A 14,597-nucleotide genomic window follows, 5' to 3' on the forward strand; every position below is an offset into this window, starting at 1 on the left:
AGCACCCCTGATAGTTTTACGAGTCATCAGTCGTGTTTAGATCGCAGACAATACGAGCAATCACTTGTATTTGCAATGGGGAGGTCCGGTGACGGTCGAGGAGACGCGGCCCCGGCGGCGGCAGGCACGCGGCGAGCGGCGGATGAGCGAGATCCTCGACGCGGCGGCGGAGGTGTTCGCCGACCTCGGCTACGAGAAGGCCACCACGAACGCCATCGCCGCGGCGGCCGGGATCTCCCCCGGTTCGCTCTACCAGTTCTTCCGCAGCAAGGAGGCCGTCGCGCAGGCGCTCGCCGACCGGTTCACCGCCCAGATGCGCGGCGCGCACGGGGAGGCGTTCGCCCCGGCCGATCTCGCCGCGGTGGACCTCGACGAGGTGATCGACCGCGTCGTCGACCCGCTGGTGGCGTTCAACGTCGCCAACCCCGGGTTCAAGGCGCTGTTCGCCCGCCCGGACATGCCGGCGGGCCTCGCCGCGGCGGCGGCGCCGATCCAGTCAGCGCTGCTCGGGAGGGTCGAGGCGATCCTCGCCGTGCGGGCGCCGGACCTGCCCCCGCCGGACCGGGCCCGCAGCGCGCGGGTCCTCGTGCAGATCTTCCAGGCGATGACGCCGGTCGTCGTGGCCGCCCCCGAGGAGGAGCGGGAGGCCGAGGTGCGTGAGCTCAAGAAGGTCCTGCGCGGCTACCTCGCCCCGCTCGAGGACTGACTTCCCCGCCTTCCCCGCGCTGACCCCCGCGCGGGGTCAGCGCGCGTGCAGGTGCCGTACGCCCGGTGTGACGACGGATGCGGAGACGGCGGCCGCCGGCTGCGCGGCGGTCACGGGGCTGGGCGCCCCGGCCCACCGCTCCAGCCGGGCGACGAACTGCTCGGCCGCCGTCGGCCAGTTGTAGTGGTTCAGGGCCTCTTCGTGGCCGCGGGCGCCCATCGAGGCCCGCCCCTCCCGGTCGTCCCGCAGGCGCAGCACCGCCTGCACCACCGCGCCTGCCACCTCGTCCACCTCCCCGAACGGCACGACCGTCCCGCAGCCGGCCCGGCCGACCAGCGTGGCGGCCCTGGGCAGCGGGGTGGTGACGACGGGGATCCCGTGCGCCATGTACTCGATGATCTTCGTCGGCGTGGAGTCGCGGTAGTTCGGGACGTCGTGCAGGAGCGACAGCCCGGCGAGCGCGCCCTCGGCCATCCGGAGGGCGTGGCGGTTCGGCACGTAGCCGAACCAGTCGAGCAGGCCCTCCCGCTGCGCGTCGCGCAGCATCGGCCGCACGGACGCGTCGGCCGGGCCGATCAGGTCCAGGCGGATGCCGTGCGGCTTGAGCCGGCGCGCCGCCTCGATCATCTCGGCCGCGCCGCGCGCCTCGGAGATGTGGCCCACGTACACCACGCGGTTGTCCCCGGGCGGCGGGGGCGGTGCCGCGGGCACGTACGTGTGGTTGGGTACGACGGGGTGGTCGCCCTTGAAACGGTCGCGGTAGGACTCCTCGGCCAGGATGAGGTGCAGCCGGCGCTCGGCGCGGTCCTCGACGGCGCGGATCAGCGGCGGCAGCACGCCGCGCAGCGCGTCCGGCAGGTACGCCTTGACCTCCAGGGCGCCCGCCGTGTCCTCGTGGACGTCCCAGACGGTCGGCGGCCTCTTGCGCGGCAGCGCCAGCAGCAGCTCGATGTCGTGGACGAGCAGCAGGTCGGCGTCCTTGACGCCCCTGCGCAGCGCCGCGTGGGCGGCCTTGATCGCCTTGCCACGGTGCAGGCCCGCGGCCCGGGGGACGTCGATGGCCCGGATCCCCTGCTGCGGCGTCACGTTGCAGTGGGTGAACGGCGCGAGGAAGGTCACCTCGTGTCCTGCCTCGAGCAGCGCCCGGATCTGCCGGTGCGTGATGCGCGCGTCCTCTGGATGATGGACGATCGTGGCGACACATACCCTCATAGAGGGAGGCTGACCTCCCGGTCCGAAATGACCGGATGCCCTGGGTGAATGCCCCCCGAATTGCCGCTGAACATCGGGTGGGCGGCTTCCCCTAGGACTGCTGAACCGGCTCGCGCGGCCTGCGGTAGAGCCAGGTGAGGCGCGGTTCGAGCAGCCACTTGAACACCGTCCTGGTGAACGGCATGCACAGCACGATCGCCAGGGCGAAGCAGGCGCTCGCGATGGCGGCCACACCCAGCGGGCCGTACAGCCAGGGCACGGACAGCCAGCCCATCTCCTTGGCGATCAGCACCGGAACGCCGTGCAGCAGGTAGCAGTACAGGGTGCGGGTGCCGAGGTCGGAGAACCACGTCTCCTTCCTGGGGATCAGCGACATCACGGCCGCCGACATGGCGAGCGCCGCGCACAGCAGGGCCGCCCGCATCGCCATGCCCTTCCACCAGATCAGGTGCAGGTCCTTGTAGCTGTTCTTGTAGTAGAACGGCCCGAGCTTGATGGAGTAGGTCTTGACGAGGTAGACGGCCGTGACCGCCGCGCCGGCCAGCACGAGCACCGACAGCGCCATCACCCAGCGGCGCTTGAGGAAGTCGAACAGCCCGGGCTTGATGACCAGGCCGATGACGAAGAACGGCATCAGGCCGAAGAACCGGTCCATGCTGAAGTCGCCGCTGAGCTCGGAGAAGCCCGCGAACATGTAGACGACCACCGCGATGACCGCCGGGTAGCGCATGCGCTTCCAGACGGGTGTGGAAAGCCGCCAGAACAGCAGCGCGAGCAGGTACCAGTTCAGCCAGGCCGGGTCGGTGATCGTGATGCTCAGCTTGTGCCCGAGGGCGACGCGGAGGACCGCGTATCCCACCTCGACGATCACGTACGGCACGAGGAACGTGTCGACCAGCTTGTTCGTCTTGGCGTTGGAGTTCCAGAAGTTCCTGGACAGGTAACCGCTGATGATCGTGAAGAGCGGCATGTGGAAGACGTAGATGTACACGTACGCCGCCCGGGACGAGTCGGCGGCCAGCGTCGGCACCAGCGAGTGCCCGGTCGCCACGAGGGCGATCAGGATGAACTTCACGTTGTCCAGGTACGGCTCCCGCGGCGGCTTGGGACGCGGCGCGGGCTCCGGCTCCTCATCCGGCGCCTCCCAACCGGCGTACCCCGCTTGGGCGGGCTGGCGGGACAGGTGCGCCCCGAACGGGTCGACGGCCGGGAGCATCTCCGCGGGAGCCGGCACCCAGGCGGGCACCGGCGGCGGCCCGCCGCCGATCCGCTCGATGGGCCCGGTCTCGTCGAGCGCCTGCGGGGAGCCGCCCTCCGGGCGTCTGCGCCGCCATGCGTCCCAGCCCCCCGTCGGCGCGCCGCCCTCGTCTGGCTCGGCCGCCGGGACGTCGCGGGGGCCGAGCGCGGACCGCGGGGACGCCATGGAGTCCGCCTGGGACCACGCGGCCTGAGGATGGCCGCCGGGCCGGGTCTCCGGCCGGCCAGGGGACGGCGGCGCGAAGGGGGCGGCGGGAGGGGCGTCCTGGGGCCGGGCCGGTGCGTCGCCACGGGCGGCGGAGAAGTAGTCGAACCCCTCCGTCCCGGAGGCGGCCGGCGCGGTCCCTGCGCCTCTGCGGGGGCCGGCCATGCCCGGCCTGCGCGGCTGGCGCACCGGCAGGGGCTGCTTGTCGTACGGCGTCCGCTGACCGTCATGCGGCGTCCGTTGACCGTCGTGCGGCGCGGCGGCGTCACCGGCCATGCCGGATGACATGCCGGATGACATGCCGGATGCCGTGTCCGCGGTGCCCGGGGTCGGCGCGCCCAAGGGCGCCGAGGCCGCCCAAGGCTCCGGGGCGGCCAGGCGATCAGTGGCGTCCTGGGGATCCCGGCCGGCGGGGCTCTGCCCGGCCTCGGGGAGGGCACCCGGCGCGGGATCGGTGGTTCCGGCGTCGCCGGCCGGTTTCTGCTGCGCGTTCTCCGGCGGGGGCCACTCTCCGGTGACCCGGCCGATCACGCCGGTGGGGGCTTCCTCGGCATCAGGCGTGGCGCCTGGCCGCGAGACGGGAACCGGAGGGTGACGGCGGGTGTCGCTCACGAGAGAAACGCTCTGCTATCTGTCTGGGTTCGGGGGTGGCCGCGTCCGGCGAATCCTCAAGACCCGCCCGCGTCCAGTTCGGACACTAGCGAAGGCGCCCCGGCGCATCAGCCCGAACGGGCGAACAGGGCGCGTTCGCCAGATCACCCACCCTAACGTTTTCAAGAACAACTGTCGCCTCAAGGACGAAACGTGACCGACGTGACACCTGTCGGGATCTCCGGTCAACTCCCGGGACGAAGGACGGGCCGGCGGCCCCCAAAGGTGCCACCGGCCCGCGAAACGCCGGTCAGCTGGCGCAGATGTCGGTGTCGGCGGTCACCGCGTTGTCGCCGACCTCCAGCGGGACGCGGACGCCCTTCCAGTCGGCGCCGACCACGAGCTGGATCACCGGCCCGGGGACCTTGCCCACCGGCGCGTCCGGCGGGGGAGAGGCGGGGGTGAACGGCGTGACCGGGCCGCCCGCCACCTTGCCGGTCTCGGGGGCCACCGTCGTCAGCAGCTTGCCGGTGAGGATCTTCGAGTAGTCCCAGCCCGGCCCGGTGTAGCGGACCAGCGTCTTGGGCTGGTCGGTGCCGTCCGGCTTGCGTGCGTCGCCGACTCCGACCACCTTGAAGCCGAGGCCGGCGAGCTGCTCGGCGACCTCCTTGCCCTTGCCCTGGGTGTTGGTGCCGTTGAAAACCTGGATCTTGACCTGCTGCGGCTTGGTGATCACCGGGCCGGTGGGCTTCGCCGCCGCGCCGGACGCGGAGGCGCTCGGCGACGGGGTGGCGGTTACCTCGGTGTCGCTCCTGACGGCGTTGAACAGGTTGCCCGCGTCCGGCTGCTTCCACACGACCCGTGCCTTGGGGTTGGCAGGATCGGGGATCCACGGCACCGTCGTGGCCTTGAAGCCCTTGGCGGTGAGCTTCTTGGCGCTCTGCGCGATCTGGAGCAGGGCCTCGGCGTTCAGCGCGTCGTCCATGGTCACCGACCGGGCGGCGGCGTCGATGAAGGCGTTGAGCCTGCCCACGTCGGTGAGCAGGGCACTGCTCGTCGCCTTCTTCACGACCTGGCTGATGAAGACCTGCTGCCGCCTGATCCGCCCGATGTCGCTGCCGTCGCCGATGCCGTGGCGCAGGCGGACATAGGCGAGCGCCTGCTCGCCCTTCACCACCTGCTTGCCGGCGGGCAGGTTCAGCTTGGACTGGCGGTCGTTGACGGCCTGGGGCAGGCAGATCTGGATGCCGTTCAGGGCGTTGACGATGTTCTTGAAGCCGGTGAAGTCGACCTTTACGTAGTGGTCGATGTGGATCTGGGTGAGCGTCTCGATGGTGCGTCGCGTGCAGATCATCCCGCCATCGGAGAACGCCGAGTTGATCATCCCCAGGTGTGGGGGCACGACGGCCTTGCTCTGGAGGTTGCGGCACTGGGGGATCATCACCATGGAGTCCCGGGGAAAGCTGAGCAGCGTCGCTCCGTCGCGGTTCGGCGACACGTGCAGCAGCATGATGGTGTCCGTGCGCTCGCCGTCGTTGACCAGGTGCTGACCGTACTTCTTGTTGTCCCCGGCACGGGTGTCGGAGCCGACGAGCAGCACGTTGATTGCCCCGGTCGCGTTCACGGGACGGCTCTTGTCCAGGTCGTCGGTTGAGGCGCCCCGGACGATGAGGTCGTACGCGTTTCGGTAGACCTTGTACGCGGTGAGCGTGCCGATCACGAGCACGGCGGTCAGCCCGACGCTGATCCAGCCCAGCACGCCGAGGCCGCGACGGCCGCCGCCTCCGCTCCGGCGGCGCTTGGACCCCTCGGTGGGCGGCCCGTCTCCGTCACCGTCCGGTATTGCCCGGGGAGCCGTAGGGCCGGTGTAGTCGTCCGCGTAGGGGGCGCCGGTCCCGTCGTGGCCTGGCTCGGCGCCGCCGCGCCTGCGACGGCTCGCCCGGGTCGGAGGGCCGTCGGCGTACAGGTCGACGTCGCCCGGAATGTGGGGGTAGGCGCCGGACGGCTCGTCGGCGGGCCGCCCGCTGCCGCGGCGCCCGCGTGAGCCCGCGTAGTCACCGGCCGGGTCGAAGCCCGACGGCTCCCCGCCCTCCCAGCCGGGGGTGGGCGGCCGCCGGCCGTCGCGGACCGGCGCGTAGCCGTTCCCGCCCGCGTCGTAGCCGTTCCTGGCGGGGGCCGGGCCGTTCACGCCTCGGCCGTAGCCGTCGAGGCCGGTTTCCGGCTCGTTCATGCCGGGTGCGTAGCCGTCACGGCCGGAGGATGCCCTGCGCCGCCCGCCGGGGAGCCCGCTGGGCTCGGCGGCGCCGTAGGGGAGGGGGGTGTCGGCCGGGCTCCAGACCTTCTGGTCGGTGGGGAGGGGGGCGGCGTCCTGGCCGCGGTCGGTGCCACGTCGGCGCGCGCTCACCTGCCACTCCTTCTCGCCCGGGCCGGGAGGAGGGCCCCGCCTGCGGACCTGCGGTGTGTGGGGTTACCGCCGCGCTCGCACACCTGTCCTCCTTGCCTGGCGATCACACGTCGCGCTCACGAGATTAGGTCACGGAAGCGCGTCGAGGCGCCGCGATTGCGTGGATCCCCGGCGCGACGCCGACGCGTCCGCCCTGCGATCCAGCGGCCGAGCATACCCAAACTCGGACATATCACGGTATGCCCATTACATGAGCTTTACATGCTCTTCACGAAAGAGGTCATACGCGCACGTCACACGGGCTCCTCCCGGTCGTCTCCCCGGCGTACGGCGAGGGCGGCGGCGAGGCATGCGAGCGGCACCACGGGCAGCGTGTAGCGGTAGTCGAACTCGGCCGTCGCCGGGGGGATGAGCAGCAGCGTCCAGGCCGCCACCCATGGCAGGGCCCACGGCCAGTGCCCGGAGGCCCCGGCCTCGTACGCCCGCCGCGAGCGGGCCCGCAGCGCCCACAGCCAGTGCCGGGACGCCCCCGGCCCCGACGAGCGCCTGGACCTGGCTCCCAGCGCCCACGCGACCGGCGGCGTCAGCAGGATGACCAGCAGCAGAGCTCCCGGCAGGTACGCCGGGCCCTGGTAGGCCCGGATCCAGCCGGCGTACGGCTCGGTGATCCGCAGCGTGATCGGCCCCTGCTCGTACCGCTGGGCGAGCTGGTTCCCCAGGATCGCCGGATGCCGTCCCGGCGGGGGCGGGACGCCGGCCGGGAACTCGTAGTAGCCGTAGGTCTCGGGGTCGGGGTAGACCGGCCGATTCCACGCGAACGACCGCATGAGCTCGCTCAGCGTCGTGGACAGGTAGTCGAGCGGCTGGCTGCGGATCGCGAGCGAGGCGAACCGCCCGGCGAGCGTGTCGGTGGCCTGGGTGAACGTGATCCCCGGCAACCGGACAATGGGGGCGTCGACCCCCCACACGTACTCCTGTGGCGCCGGCCGTTGTGAGGGGGGCCGCGGGTCGCACAGCACCGCCAGGTCGGCCGGCGGCCGCATCACCGCGCAGTCGGCGAACGCCATCGTCCGCGCGTAGAGGAAGACGCCGTTGGAGCCGATGAGCCCCACGCGGTCGTAGGTGGCCTGGAACCAGCCCGCGTACGCCGCGAGCGGCAGGAACGCGGCCACGAGGAACGGCCCGGTGAGCCGCGCGACCGTGCGCAACGGCGGCGCCGCTCCCGCCCGGCGGACGCCGTACGCGAGCACGAACAGCGCGAAGACGGCGATCAGCGGAAGCCCGACGGTCCTGGTGAGCGTGGCCGCGGCGAGCAGGAGCCCGAGGCCCGCGGTGGCGCGTGGGGTCAGGGGACGCCGCAGCGCGAGGCAGACCGCCGCCACGACGAGGAACGCGAACAGCGAGTCGGAGACGAGCAGGTGCTCCAGCTCGATCTGGTAGGCGTCCAGCAGGACGGGGGCGGAGGCGAGCGCCCCGGCCCAGGCCCGCCCGCCGCGGCGCAGCACGGCCAGGTAGACCATGACGCCGACGAGCAGCCCGAGAAGGTGCTGGACCAGCGCGACCGCCGCGAAGCTGTGGAACGGCTCCAGCGCCCGGAGGAACAGCGAGTAGCCCGCCGGGCGGACGAGATCCGGTCGCGGGCGCATGGCGGTCACGACGTACGTGTAGGAGTCGGGGAACCACAGCACCGGCCGGTAGCCCAGCATCGCGACGATCCGCAGCGCGGCTCCCACCCCGGCCACCGCGAGGAACCACCCGTGCCGCCGGAGCCCGCGCGGCGACCGGCTCTCAGACCGGATGTGGGGCCGGTTCAGGAACGGTTTCCCGATGCCCCGCCGAGGCTCCGGACGACCGGCCCACGGCGCGGCGTCCCGGATCTCCACCACTGCGCTCCCCCCTGCCCGCTCCCGGCGTACGCTACCGGCTTCCCGAGGTCCGGCCGGACTGTCCGGCCCGGGCTGGGGATAACCGCCTGACCGGCCCGGTCGGCGCGGGGATCGGCGCCGTGGGCGCTACGCTCGGCTCATTCCAGCGAACCGACTCCACCGCTCCCTGTGGCGAGCCCATGTGCCGTCGGCGGGCAGGGTGCTCGCCGTCGTGTCCGCCGTGCCCGCGCTCGCCCTCGCCGGGTGGCTGCTCGCCGGGCTGCCCCTGCTGCTGCTCGGCTGGTTCCGCCCGCTGCCCGCCGCGCTGCTGGGCGGCGGCCTCGCCGTCGTGCTGTGCGTCTTCGGCGTGCGGCGGCTCCCGGAGGCGTTCGAGTCGACGGCCTGGCGGACGGCCGGCGTGGTCGGCGTGGCCCTGGCCTCCGGAGTGTTCAACCTGCTGCTGCACGGTGAGCAGCTGATCGTCCGGCGGGATCCGTCGACCTACGCCCAGTACGCCGTCTGGCTGGCCGGGCACGGCTCGCTGCCGATCCCCAGGGGAGACCTCGGCGGCCCCGATCCCGCCCTGCGGTTCGACAGCATGGGCTTCTACGGGGTCGGGGACGCGATCGTCCCGCAGTTCATGCCGGGCCCTCCGATGATCCACGCGATCGGCCACTGGCTGGGGGGCGTCTCCGGGATGCTGCTGGTGCCGCCGGTCCTGGGGGCGCTGGCCGTGCTGGTCTTCGGCGGGACCGTGGCGCGGCTGGCCGGCTCCCGCTGGGCGCCTCTCGCGTCGCTCGTCTTCGCGGTGAGCCTGCCGATCCTCTACACGTCCCGGACGACGTTCAGCGAGATCCCGTCCCTGATCCTCGTCTTCGGCGGCCTGAACCTGCTGGCGGACGCCCGGCTCCGCCTGCGGGCGGGCGGCACGCCGTGGACGGCGGCGCCGGCGGGGCTGGCGTTCGGCCTCGCCCTGCTCGTCCGCGTCGACGGGTTGCGCGACGTGCTGCCCGTGCTCGCCTTCGCCGGGGTGCTCATCGCGCTGCACCGGCTTCCGCGGGCCTTCCCCGAGGGGCGGCTCGGAGTGCCCTTACTGGCCGGCTTCGCGACCGGGGCCGCCTGGGGGCTCGTCGGCGGCTACGTCCTCGCCCGGCCGTATCTCGCGTACCTGTCCGGCTCGCTCAAGCCGCTGTACGCGATCTGCGTCGCCGTCCTGCTGCTCACCGTCGCCGGCACGGCTCTCGCCCCCTGGATCGCCCGCCGCGCCGGTGGGCGTACGCGTCTGCCGCGATGGTCGCCCGACGCGGCCGCCGTCTTGGTGGTGCTGGTCATGACCGCCCTCGCCGTACGGCCGTGGGTGCAGACCGTGCGCCGCCCCGCGCTGACGCCGGAGGACAGGCTGACGGCGAGCTTCATCAAGGCCACCCAGACCGCCAATCATTTGCCGGTCGACCCGAATCGGCTCTACTACGAGAGCTCGCTGCACTGGGTGTTCTGGTACGTCGGCGTGCCCGTGGTCGTGCTGGCCACGCTCGCCGCGGCCGTGCTCGTGCGCCGGATGGGCCGGGGGAGGGAGTTCGGCTGGCTGCTGCCCCTGGCCGTCATCGGCTGGACGACCGTGACGACGCTCGTGCGCCCCGGGATCACCGCCGACCACCCCTGGGCCTCCCGCCGGCTCGTGCCGATCGTCATCCCGGGGCTGGTGCTGCTGGCCGTATGGGGCCTGGGATGGCTCCTTGGGCGGATTCCCGAGCGGTTCCGCCGGCCGGGGCGCCGCTCCCGGCTGCTGGCGGCGGCCGGAGCGGCGCTGCTCCTGGTCCCGGCGGCGATCACCTCGATCGGCACCGCGTTCACACCGGTGAACCGGGGCGAGGCGGCGGCGGTGGCGGGCCTGTGCGCGGCCATTCCCAGGGACGCCTCGGTGCTGATCGTCGAGAGGGTGACGGGCGACCGCTTCACCCAGGTGGTGCGGGGGGAGTGCGGCGTACCGACGGCCCGTGTGGTGTACCCGCGCGGCCGCGACGTGCCGGCCCCCGCCGACGTCAAGCGGCTGGTCGACGCCGTCAGGCGCACCGGCCGCCGTCCCGTGCTGCTCGCCGCCCAGGCCTCGCAGCTCCTGCCGTACGGCCCGGCGAGGCAGGTGCTGAAGCTGCGCAGCCGCCAGGACGAGCGCTCGCTGGTCGACGCGCCCGACGGCACCTGGTCGCTCAGCATCGACGTATGGATGGCCGTGCTCTGATCGCGGGGTTAATGTCGCGATTGTGTATGGGCCTACCGAAACGCCGGAGAGCGAGGAGCTGTCCTTCGAGGGACCGGAGCGGTGGTCGCGCTGGGCCGCGTGGGTGCGTGCGCATACGCGGCTCGCCGCCGCGGTCGGGGCCTCGATCGCCGTCCTGGCCGTCATCGCGGGCGGGCGGCTGCTGTACGAACGGTCCCGCCAGCCGCTCCCGCCCCCCGAGGGCTCCTCGCCGCAAACGGGCCACCTGTCGGTCTACCTCTGCGCGACCGAGCCCTTCTGGGAGAAGTGCCGCGGGCCCGCGACGGCCGCCGACAGGCGGAAGATCGAGGCCGCGCTCAGGAGCATTCCGGAGATCCAGAGCTTCCGTTTCGAGACGAGGGAGCAGTCGCTGGCGAATCTGCGCAAGACCGTGGTGCGCGCGTCGAACCCGGAGGGTCTGCCGGACCTGTTCGGCAGCCTGCGTCCCGAGGACGTGCCGGAGTCCTACTACGCCGCGCTGCGCCCCGGGGACTGGCCGGGCGTGCGCCAGCGGGTGGAGGCCCTTCCCGGCGTCTCCTACGTCCGGACCTTCCGCGACGACATGTGGTGGGGAAAGGCCGACGTGGCGATCACACTGTGTCCCAGAGCCTCAAGCCTGGAGAAGCGGTGCGCGCGCCGTGGCGCCGCCACCGAGGCGGAGAAGGCGGCGGTCCTGGACCGGATCCATTCGCTTCCCGGCATCGAGACGGTCTACTTCGAGGACAGGACGCACGCGGTGAAGGCGCTCGGCGACGTCTCGCGGCAGGGGCTGGACGCGAACGGAGACCTTCCCGGCCTGTCCGAGGTCTTCTACCTCAAGCTCGATCGGCCGGTGACGAAGGACCTCAGCCCCTCCTTCTCGGATCTGCCGGGTGTCGCCGGTGTCCGCCCCGTTTCAACGCCGTAGCCCGGCGGCTCGGTTAGTGTCCCGTTCATGGACGGGCGTCAGGAAGCTCCGGAAAGGGAGGAACTGTCCTTCGAGGGTCCGGAGCGGACGTCTCGGCGGGCGGGGTGGCTGCGGGCACACGCGCGGCTCGTGACCGCGCTGACGGTCTCGTTCGCCGTCCTCGCCGTCCTCGGCGCGGGTGAATGGTTCCTCCACGAACGCTCCCGGCAGCCGCTGCCGCCGCCCGACGGTCCCTGGCCGCAGACCGGGCACCTGGGGGTCTACCTCTGCGGGGAGAGCACCGACCAGTGGGAGCACTGCCGCGGCCGGGGAACCGTCACGGCGGTGGAACGGCGGCGGATCGAGGCGGCGCTGCGGGAAGTCCCCGAGGTCGCCGGTTTCCGGTTCGAGACCCGCGAGCAGGCACTCGCCGCATTCCGCGAGGGGGAGCCGCCGAACGCGCTGGAGCCCGGCCGCTCGGAGGCCCTGTTGAGGCTGACGCGGGCGGAGGACATGCCGGAGTCGTACGACGTCGTCCTGCGGCCGGGGGACTGGGCCGGGGTCCGGCGGCGGATCGAGCCGCTGGCGGGAGTGTCCAACGTCTACATCTTCCGCGACGCCTTCTGGTGGGGGAAGGCCGACGTGGTGATCAGGCTGTGCCCCAGGTCCAACCTGGCGAAGCGGTGCGCGAGCCGGGGAGCGGCCACGGAGGCGGAGAAGGAGGCGGTGCTCGACCGCATCCACTCCGTTCCGGGCGTCGAGGCGGTCTACTTCGAGGACCGGCCGCACGCGTTGAAGGTGCTCCGCCATGTGTGGTGGGAGGGGATCGACCTCGGCGGGGACCTGCCGGCGCTGAACGAGTCCTTCTACCTCAAGCTGGACCGGCCGCCGGTGATGCGCGACCTCGTCCCCTTCTTCACCGACCTCACGGGGGTGGAGGGGCTGAGCCGGGTCTCGAATGTGAGGTCGTGATTTGGCGGGGCAGAGTAACCTTGCCGGACGTGTCCACGCCTGAGACGACTGGAAGCGCCGTGACTCCCGCAGAAAACCCTTACGTCACGATTGTCCTGCCCTGTTACAACGAGCAGGATCACGTGATCGACGAGGTCGAGCGCATCTGCGCGGCCATGGACGCGAGCGGGTACAGCTACGAGCTGCTGGCCGTGGACGACTGCTCCACCGACGAGACGCTGGCGCGCCTGCAGGAGGCGGCGCCGCGCTACCCGAACATGCGGATCAGGGCGTTCCACCGCAATGGCGGCTCGGGCACTGTACGCAGGATCGGCAGCCAGGAGGCCCGCGGCGAGATCGTCGTGTGGACCGACGCCGACATGAGCTATCCGAACGAGCGCATCCCCGAGCTGGTCCAGATCCTGGAGAAGGACCAGACGATCGACCAGGTCGTGGGCGCCCGGACCACCGAGGAGGGCTCGCACAAGCTGCTTCGGGTGCCGGCGAAGTGGTTCATCCGCAAGGTCGCCGAGCGCCTCGCCGGGCAGAAGATCCCCGACCTCAACTCGGGCCTGCGGGCCTTCCGCAAGTCGGTCGCCAAGCCGTACCTGCGGCTGCTGCCCCCCGGCTTCTCCTGCGTCACGACGATCACGCTGGCGTTCATGTCGAACCAGCACGACGTCTACTACCTGCCGATCGAGTACGCGAAGCGGGCCGGGAAGTCGAAGTTCAACTTCGTCTCCGACGCCTACCGCTACATCCTGCAGGTGCTGCGGATGGTCATGTACTTCAACCCGCTCAAGGTGCTCATGCCGCCCGCGCTCTGGCTCATCGGGATCGGCCTGGTCAAGGGCGTGTACGACATGATCAGCCACCTGGCCTTCTACCTCACCAGCAACACCGTCGTGACCTTCCTGTCCGGGCTGCTGATCGGCTCGCTGGCCCTGCTGGCCGACCTGATCGTCCGGTCCAGGGCCGAGTAGTGCGGATCGCGATCGTCGGCCCGACCTACCCCTACAAGGGCGGCGGGGCCCACCACACGACCGAGCTGGCGCGCCGCCTGCGAGGGCAGGGGCACGACGTCGTCATCGAGTCCTGGCGGGCGCAGTACCCGGCGTTCCTCTACCCCGGGCAGCAGACGATCGACAGCCCTGAGGGCGAGCCGTACCCGCAGACCCGCCGCGAGCTCGACTGGCGGCGTCCGGACGGATGGTTCCGGTGCGGCCGGCGGCTCCGCGAGGCCGACCTCGTCGTCCTCGCCGTGCTGAGCCCGGTGCAGGTGCCCGCCTACCTCGGCATCCTGGCCGGCCTGCGCCGCCGGACCCCGGTCGTGGCGCTGTGTCACAACGTGCTACCGCACGAGCGGAAGCCGTACGACCGGCCGTTGATGAAGGCCCTGCTCACGCGGGTCGACGCGGTGCTGGCGCACTCGGAGGAGCAGTCGGCCCTCGCGCGGACGCTGACGGACGCGCCGGTGCGGGTCGCCGCGCTCGCGCCGCACCTGCCGTCCCGCGGCGCGGTGGCCTCCCGGGAGGCCGAGCCGTACGGCAGGCTGCTGTTCTTCGGGATCGTCCGCCCCTACAAGGGCCTCGACCTCCTCCTGCGGGCTCTCGCCCAGGTGCCGGACGTGAAGCTGACCGTGGCCGGCGAGTTCTGGGGCGGGCTGGAGGAGACGAAAGCCCTGATGGCGGAGCTGGGGCTGGCCGGCCGCGTCCACCTGCGGCCGGGGTACGTGGCGGCCGGCGAGGTGCCGGGGCTGTTCGCCGAGGTGGACGCGCTGGTCCTGCCGTACCGTTCGGCGACGGCGAGCCAGAACGTCTGGCTGGGCCACGAGCACGGCGTGCCGGTGATCGCCACCCGCGTCGGAGCGCTGGCCGACGCCGTTCGCGACGGCGTCGACGGGCTGCTGGCGGAGCCCGGGTCCGCCGGGGCGCTCGCGGAGGCGCTCAAGCGCTTCTACGAGCCCGGCGAGCCGGAACGGCTCCGGGCCGGGGTCGCACCCGTCGACCCCGAGCCCCACTGGGCCGCCTACCTGGAAACGCTGCTCGCCGGTTAGGCGGGCTCGCTCGCGGGTGGGCGGCGCGGGCCGGGGCGCTCGGGGTGTCCAGCACGGGGGCGAGCGTGATGACCAGCGCGCCCTCCCGCACGCCGATCCCCGCCGGCGCCACGACGGCCAGGGTGCGTGCCGCATCCGGAGACGGGAGTGCGGCGGGCGAAGGTACTGTTGGGCACCGTGGAACGGAACCCAGGCATGCCGGCGGTG

10 protein-coding genes are annotated in these 14,597 nt (G+C 72.3%); 6 read left to right on the forward strand and 4 right to left on the reverse strand.

The genetic code is table 11. The annotated features are described in order from the left end of the window. Nucleotides 1-88 precede the first annotated feature (88 nt). Nucleotides 89-706, forward strand: a complete 618-nt coding sequence (locus tag AB0B72_RS01070; protein WP_367736212.1) for a TetR family transcriptional regulator — start codon at nt 89-91, stop codon at nt 704-706. A gap of 36 nt (nt 707-742) precedes the next feature. Here the strand turns inward: AB0B72_RS01070 and AB0B72_RS01075 are convergent, their stop codons facing one another. The 4 genes from AB0B72_RS01075 to AB0B72_RS01090 form a co-directional block, all read right to left on the reverse strand. Then, the gene (locus AB0B72_RS01075; RefSeq protein WP_367736213.1) at nt 743-1,918 is read right to left on the reverse strand and encodes a glycosyltransferase; all 1,176 of its coding nucleotides are present in this window, start codon (nt 1,916-1,918) and stop codon (nt 743-745) included. A gap of 91 nt (nt 1,919-2,009) precedes the next feature. After that, nucleotides 2,010-3,992, reverse strand: a complete 1,983-nt coding sequence (locus AB0B72_RS01080; RefSeq protein ID WP_367736214.1) for an acyltransferase family protein — start codon at nt 3,990-3,992, stop codon at nt 2,010-2,012. 289 nt (nt 3,993-4,281) lie between these two features. After that, entirely contained in the window at nt 4,282-6,375 is a 2,094-nt protein-coding gene (locus tag AB0B72_RS01085) for an LCP family protein (RefSeq protein WP_367736215.1), read from the reverse strand. Between the two features lie 293 nt (nt 6,376-6,668). Beyond that, nucleotides 6,669-8,258, reverse strand: a complete 1,590-nt coding sequence (locus AB0B72_RS01090; protein WP_367736216.1) for a phospholipid carrier-dependent glycosyltransferase — start codon at nt 8,256-8,258, stop codon at nt 6,669-6,671. 214 nt (nt 8,259-8,472) lie between these two features. Between AB0B72_RS01090 and AB0B72_RS01095 the strand changes: the two genes are divergently transcribed. From AB0B72_RS01095 to AB0B72_RS01115, 5 genes are read left to right on the forward strand one after another with little or no spacing between them, the layout of a single operon-like run. Continuing rightward, nucleotides 8,473-10,479 carry a hypothetical protein gene (locus tag AB0B72_RS01095; RefSeq protein WP_367736217.1) on the forward strand — a complete coding sequence of 669 codons (2,007 nt, stop codon included), beginning with the start codon at nt 8,473-8,475 and terminating at the stop codon, nt 10,477-10,479. Nucleotides 10,480-10,501: 22 nt separating this feature from the next. Beyond that, on the forward strand, nt 10,502-11,404 hold the full coding sequence (locus tag AB0B72_RS01100) for a permease-like cell division protein FtsX (protein ID WP_367736218.1): 903 nt from the start codon (nt 10,502-10,504) through the stop codon (nt 11,402-11,404). 27 nt (nt 11,405-11,431) lie between these two features. Further along, the gene (locus tag AB0B72_RS01105; RefSeq protein ID WP_367736219.1) at nt 11,432-12,355 is read left to right on the forward strand and encodes a permease-like cell division protein FtsX; all 924 of its coding nucleotides are present in this window, start codon (nt 11,432-11,434) and stop codon (nt 12,353-12,355) included. A 59-nt stretch (nt 12,356-12,414) separates the two neighbouring features. After that, on the forward strand, nt 12,415-13,317 hold the full coding sequence (locus tag AB0B72_RS01110; protein WP_367736220.1) for a glycosyltransferase family 2 protein: 903 nt from the start codon (nt 12,415-12,417) through the stop codon (nt 13,315-13,317). Beyond that, the gene (locus AB0B72_RS01115) at nt 13,317-14,390 is read left to right on the forward strand and encodes a glycosyltransferase family 4 protein (protein ID WP_367736221.1); all 1,074 of its coding nucleotides are present in this window, start codon (nt 13,317-13,319) and stop codon (nt 14,388-14,390) included. Before AB0B72_RS01110 ends, AB0B72_RS01115 begins: the two co-directional genes overlap by 1 nt. The last annotated feature ends 207 nt before the right edge of the window (nt 14,391-14,597 follow it).

The sequence above is a fragment of the Microbispora sp. NPDC049125 genome (assembly GCF_040802045.1).
Lineage (GTDB): Bacteria > Actinomycetota > Actinomycetes > Streptosporangiales > Streptosporangiaceae > Microbispora.

Excerpts from the sequence above, each read along its gene's own strand:
- AB0B72_RS01075 (WP_367736213.1), bottom strand. The coding sequence starts at position 1,918 with ATGAGGGTATGTGTCGCCACGATCGTCCATCATCCAGAGGACGCGCGC.
- AB0B72_RS01105 (WP_367736219.1), top strand. The coding sequence starts at position 11,432 with ATGGACGGGCGTCAGGAAGCTCCGGAAAGGGAGGAACTGTCCTTCGAG.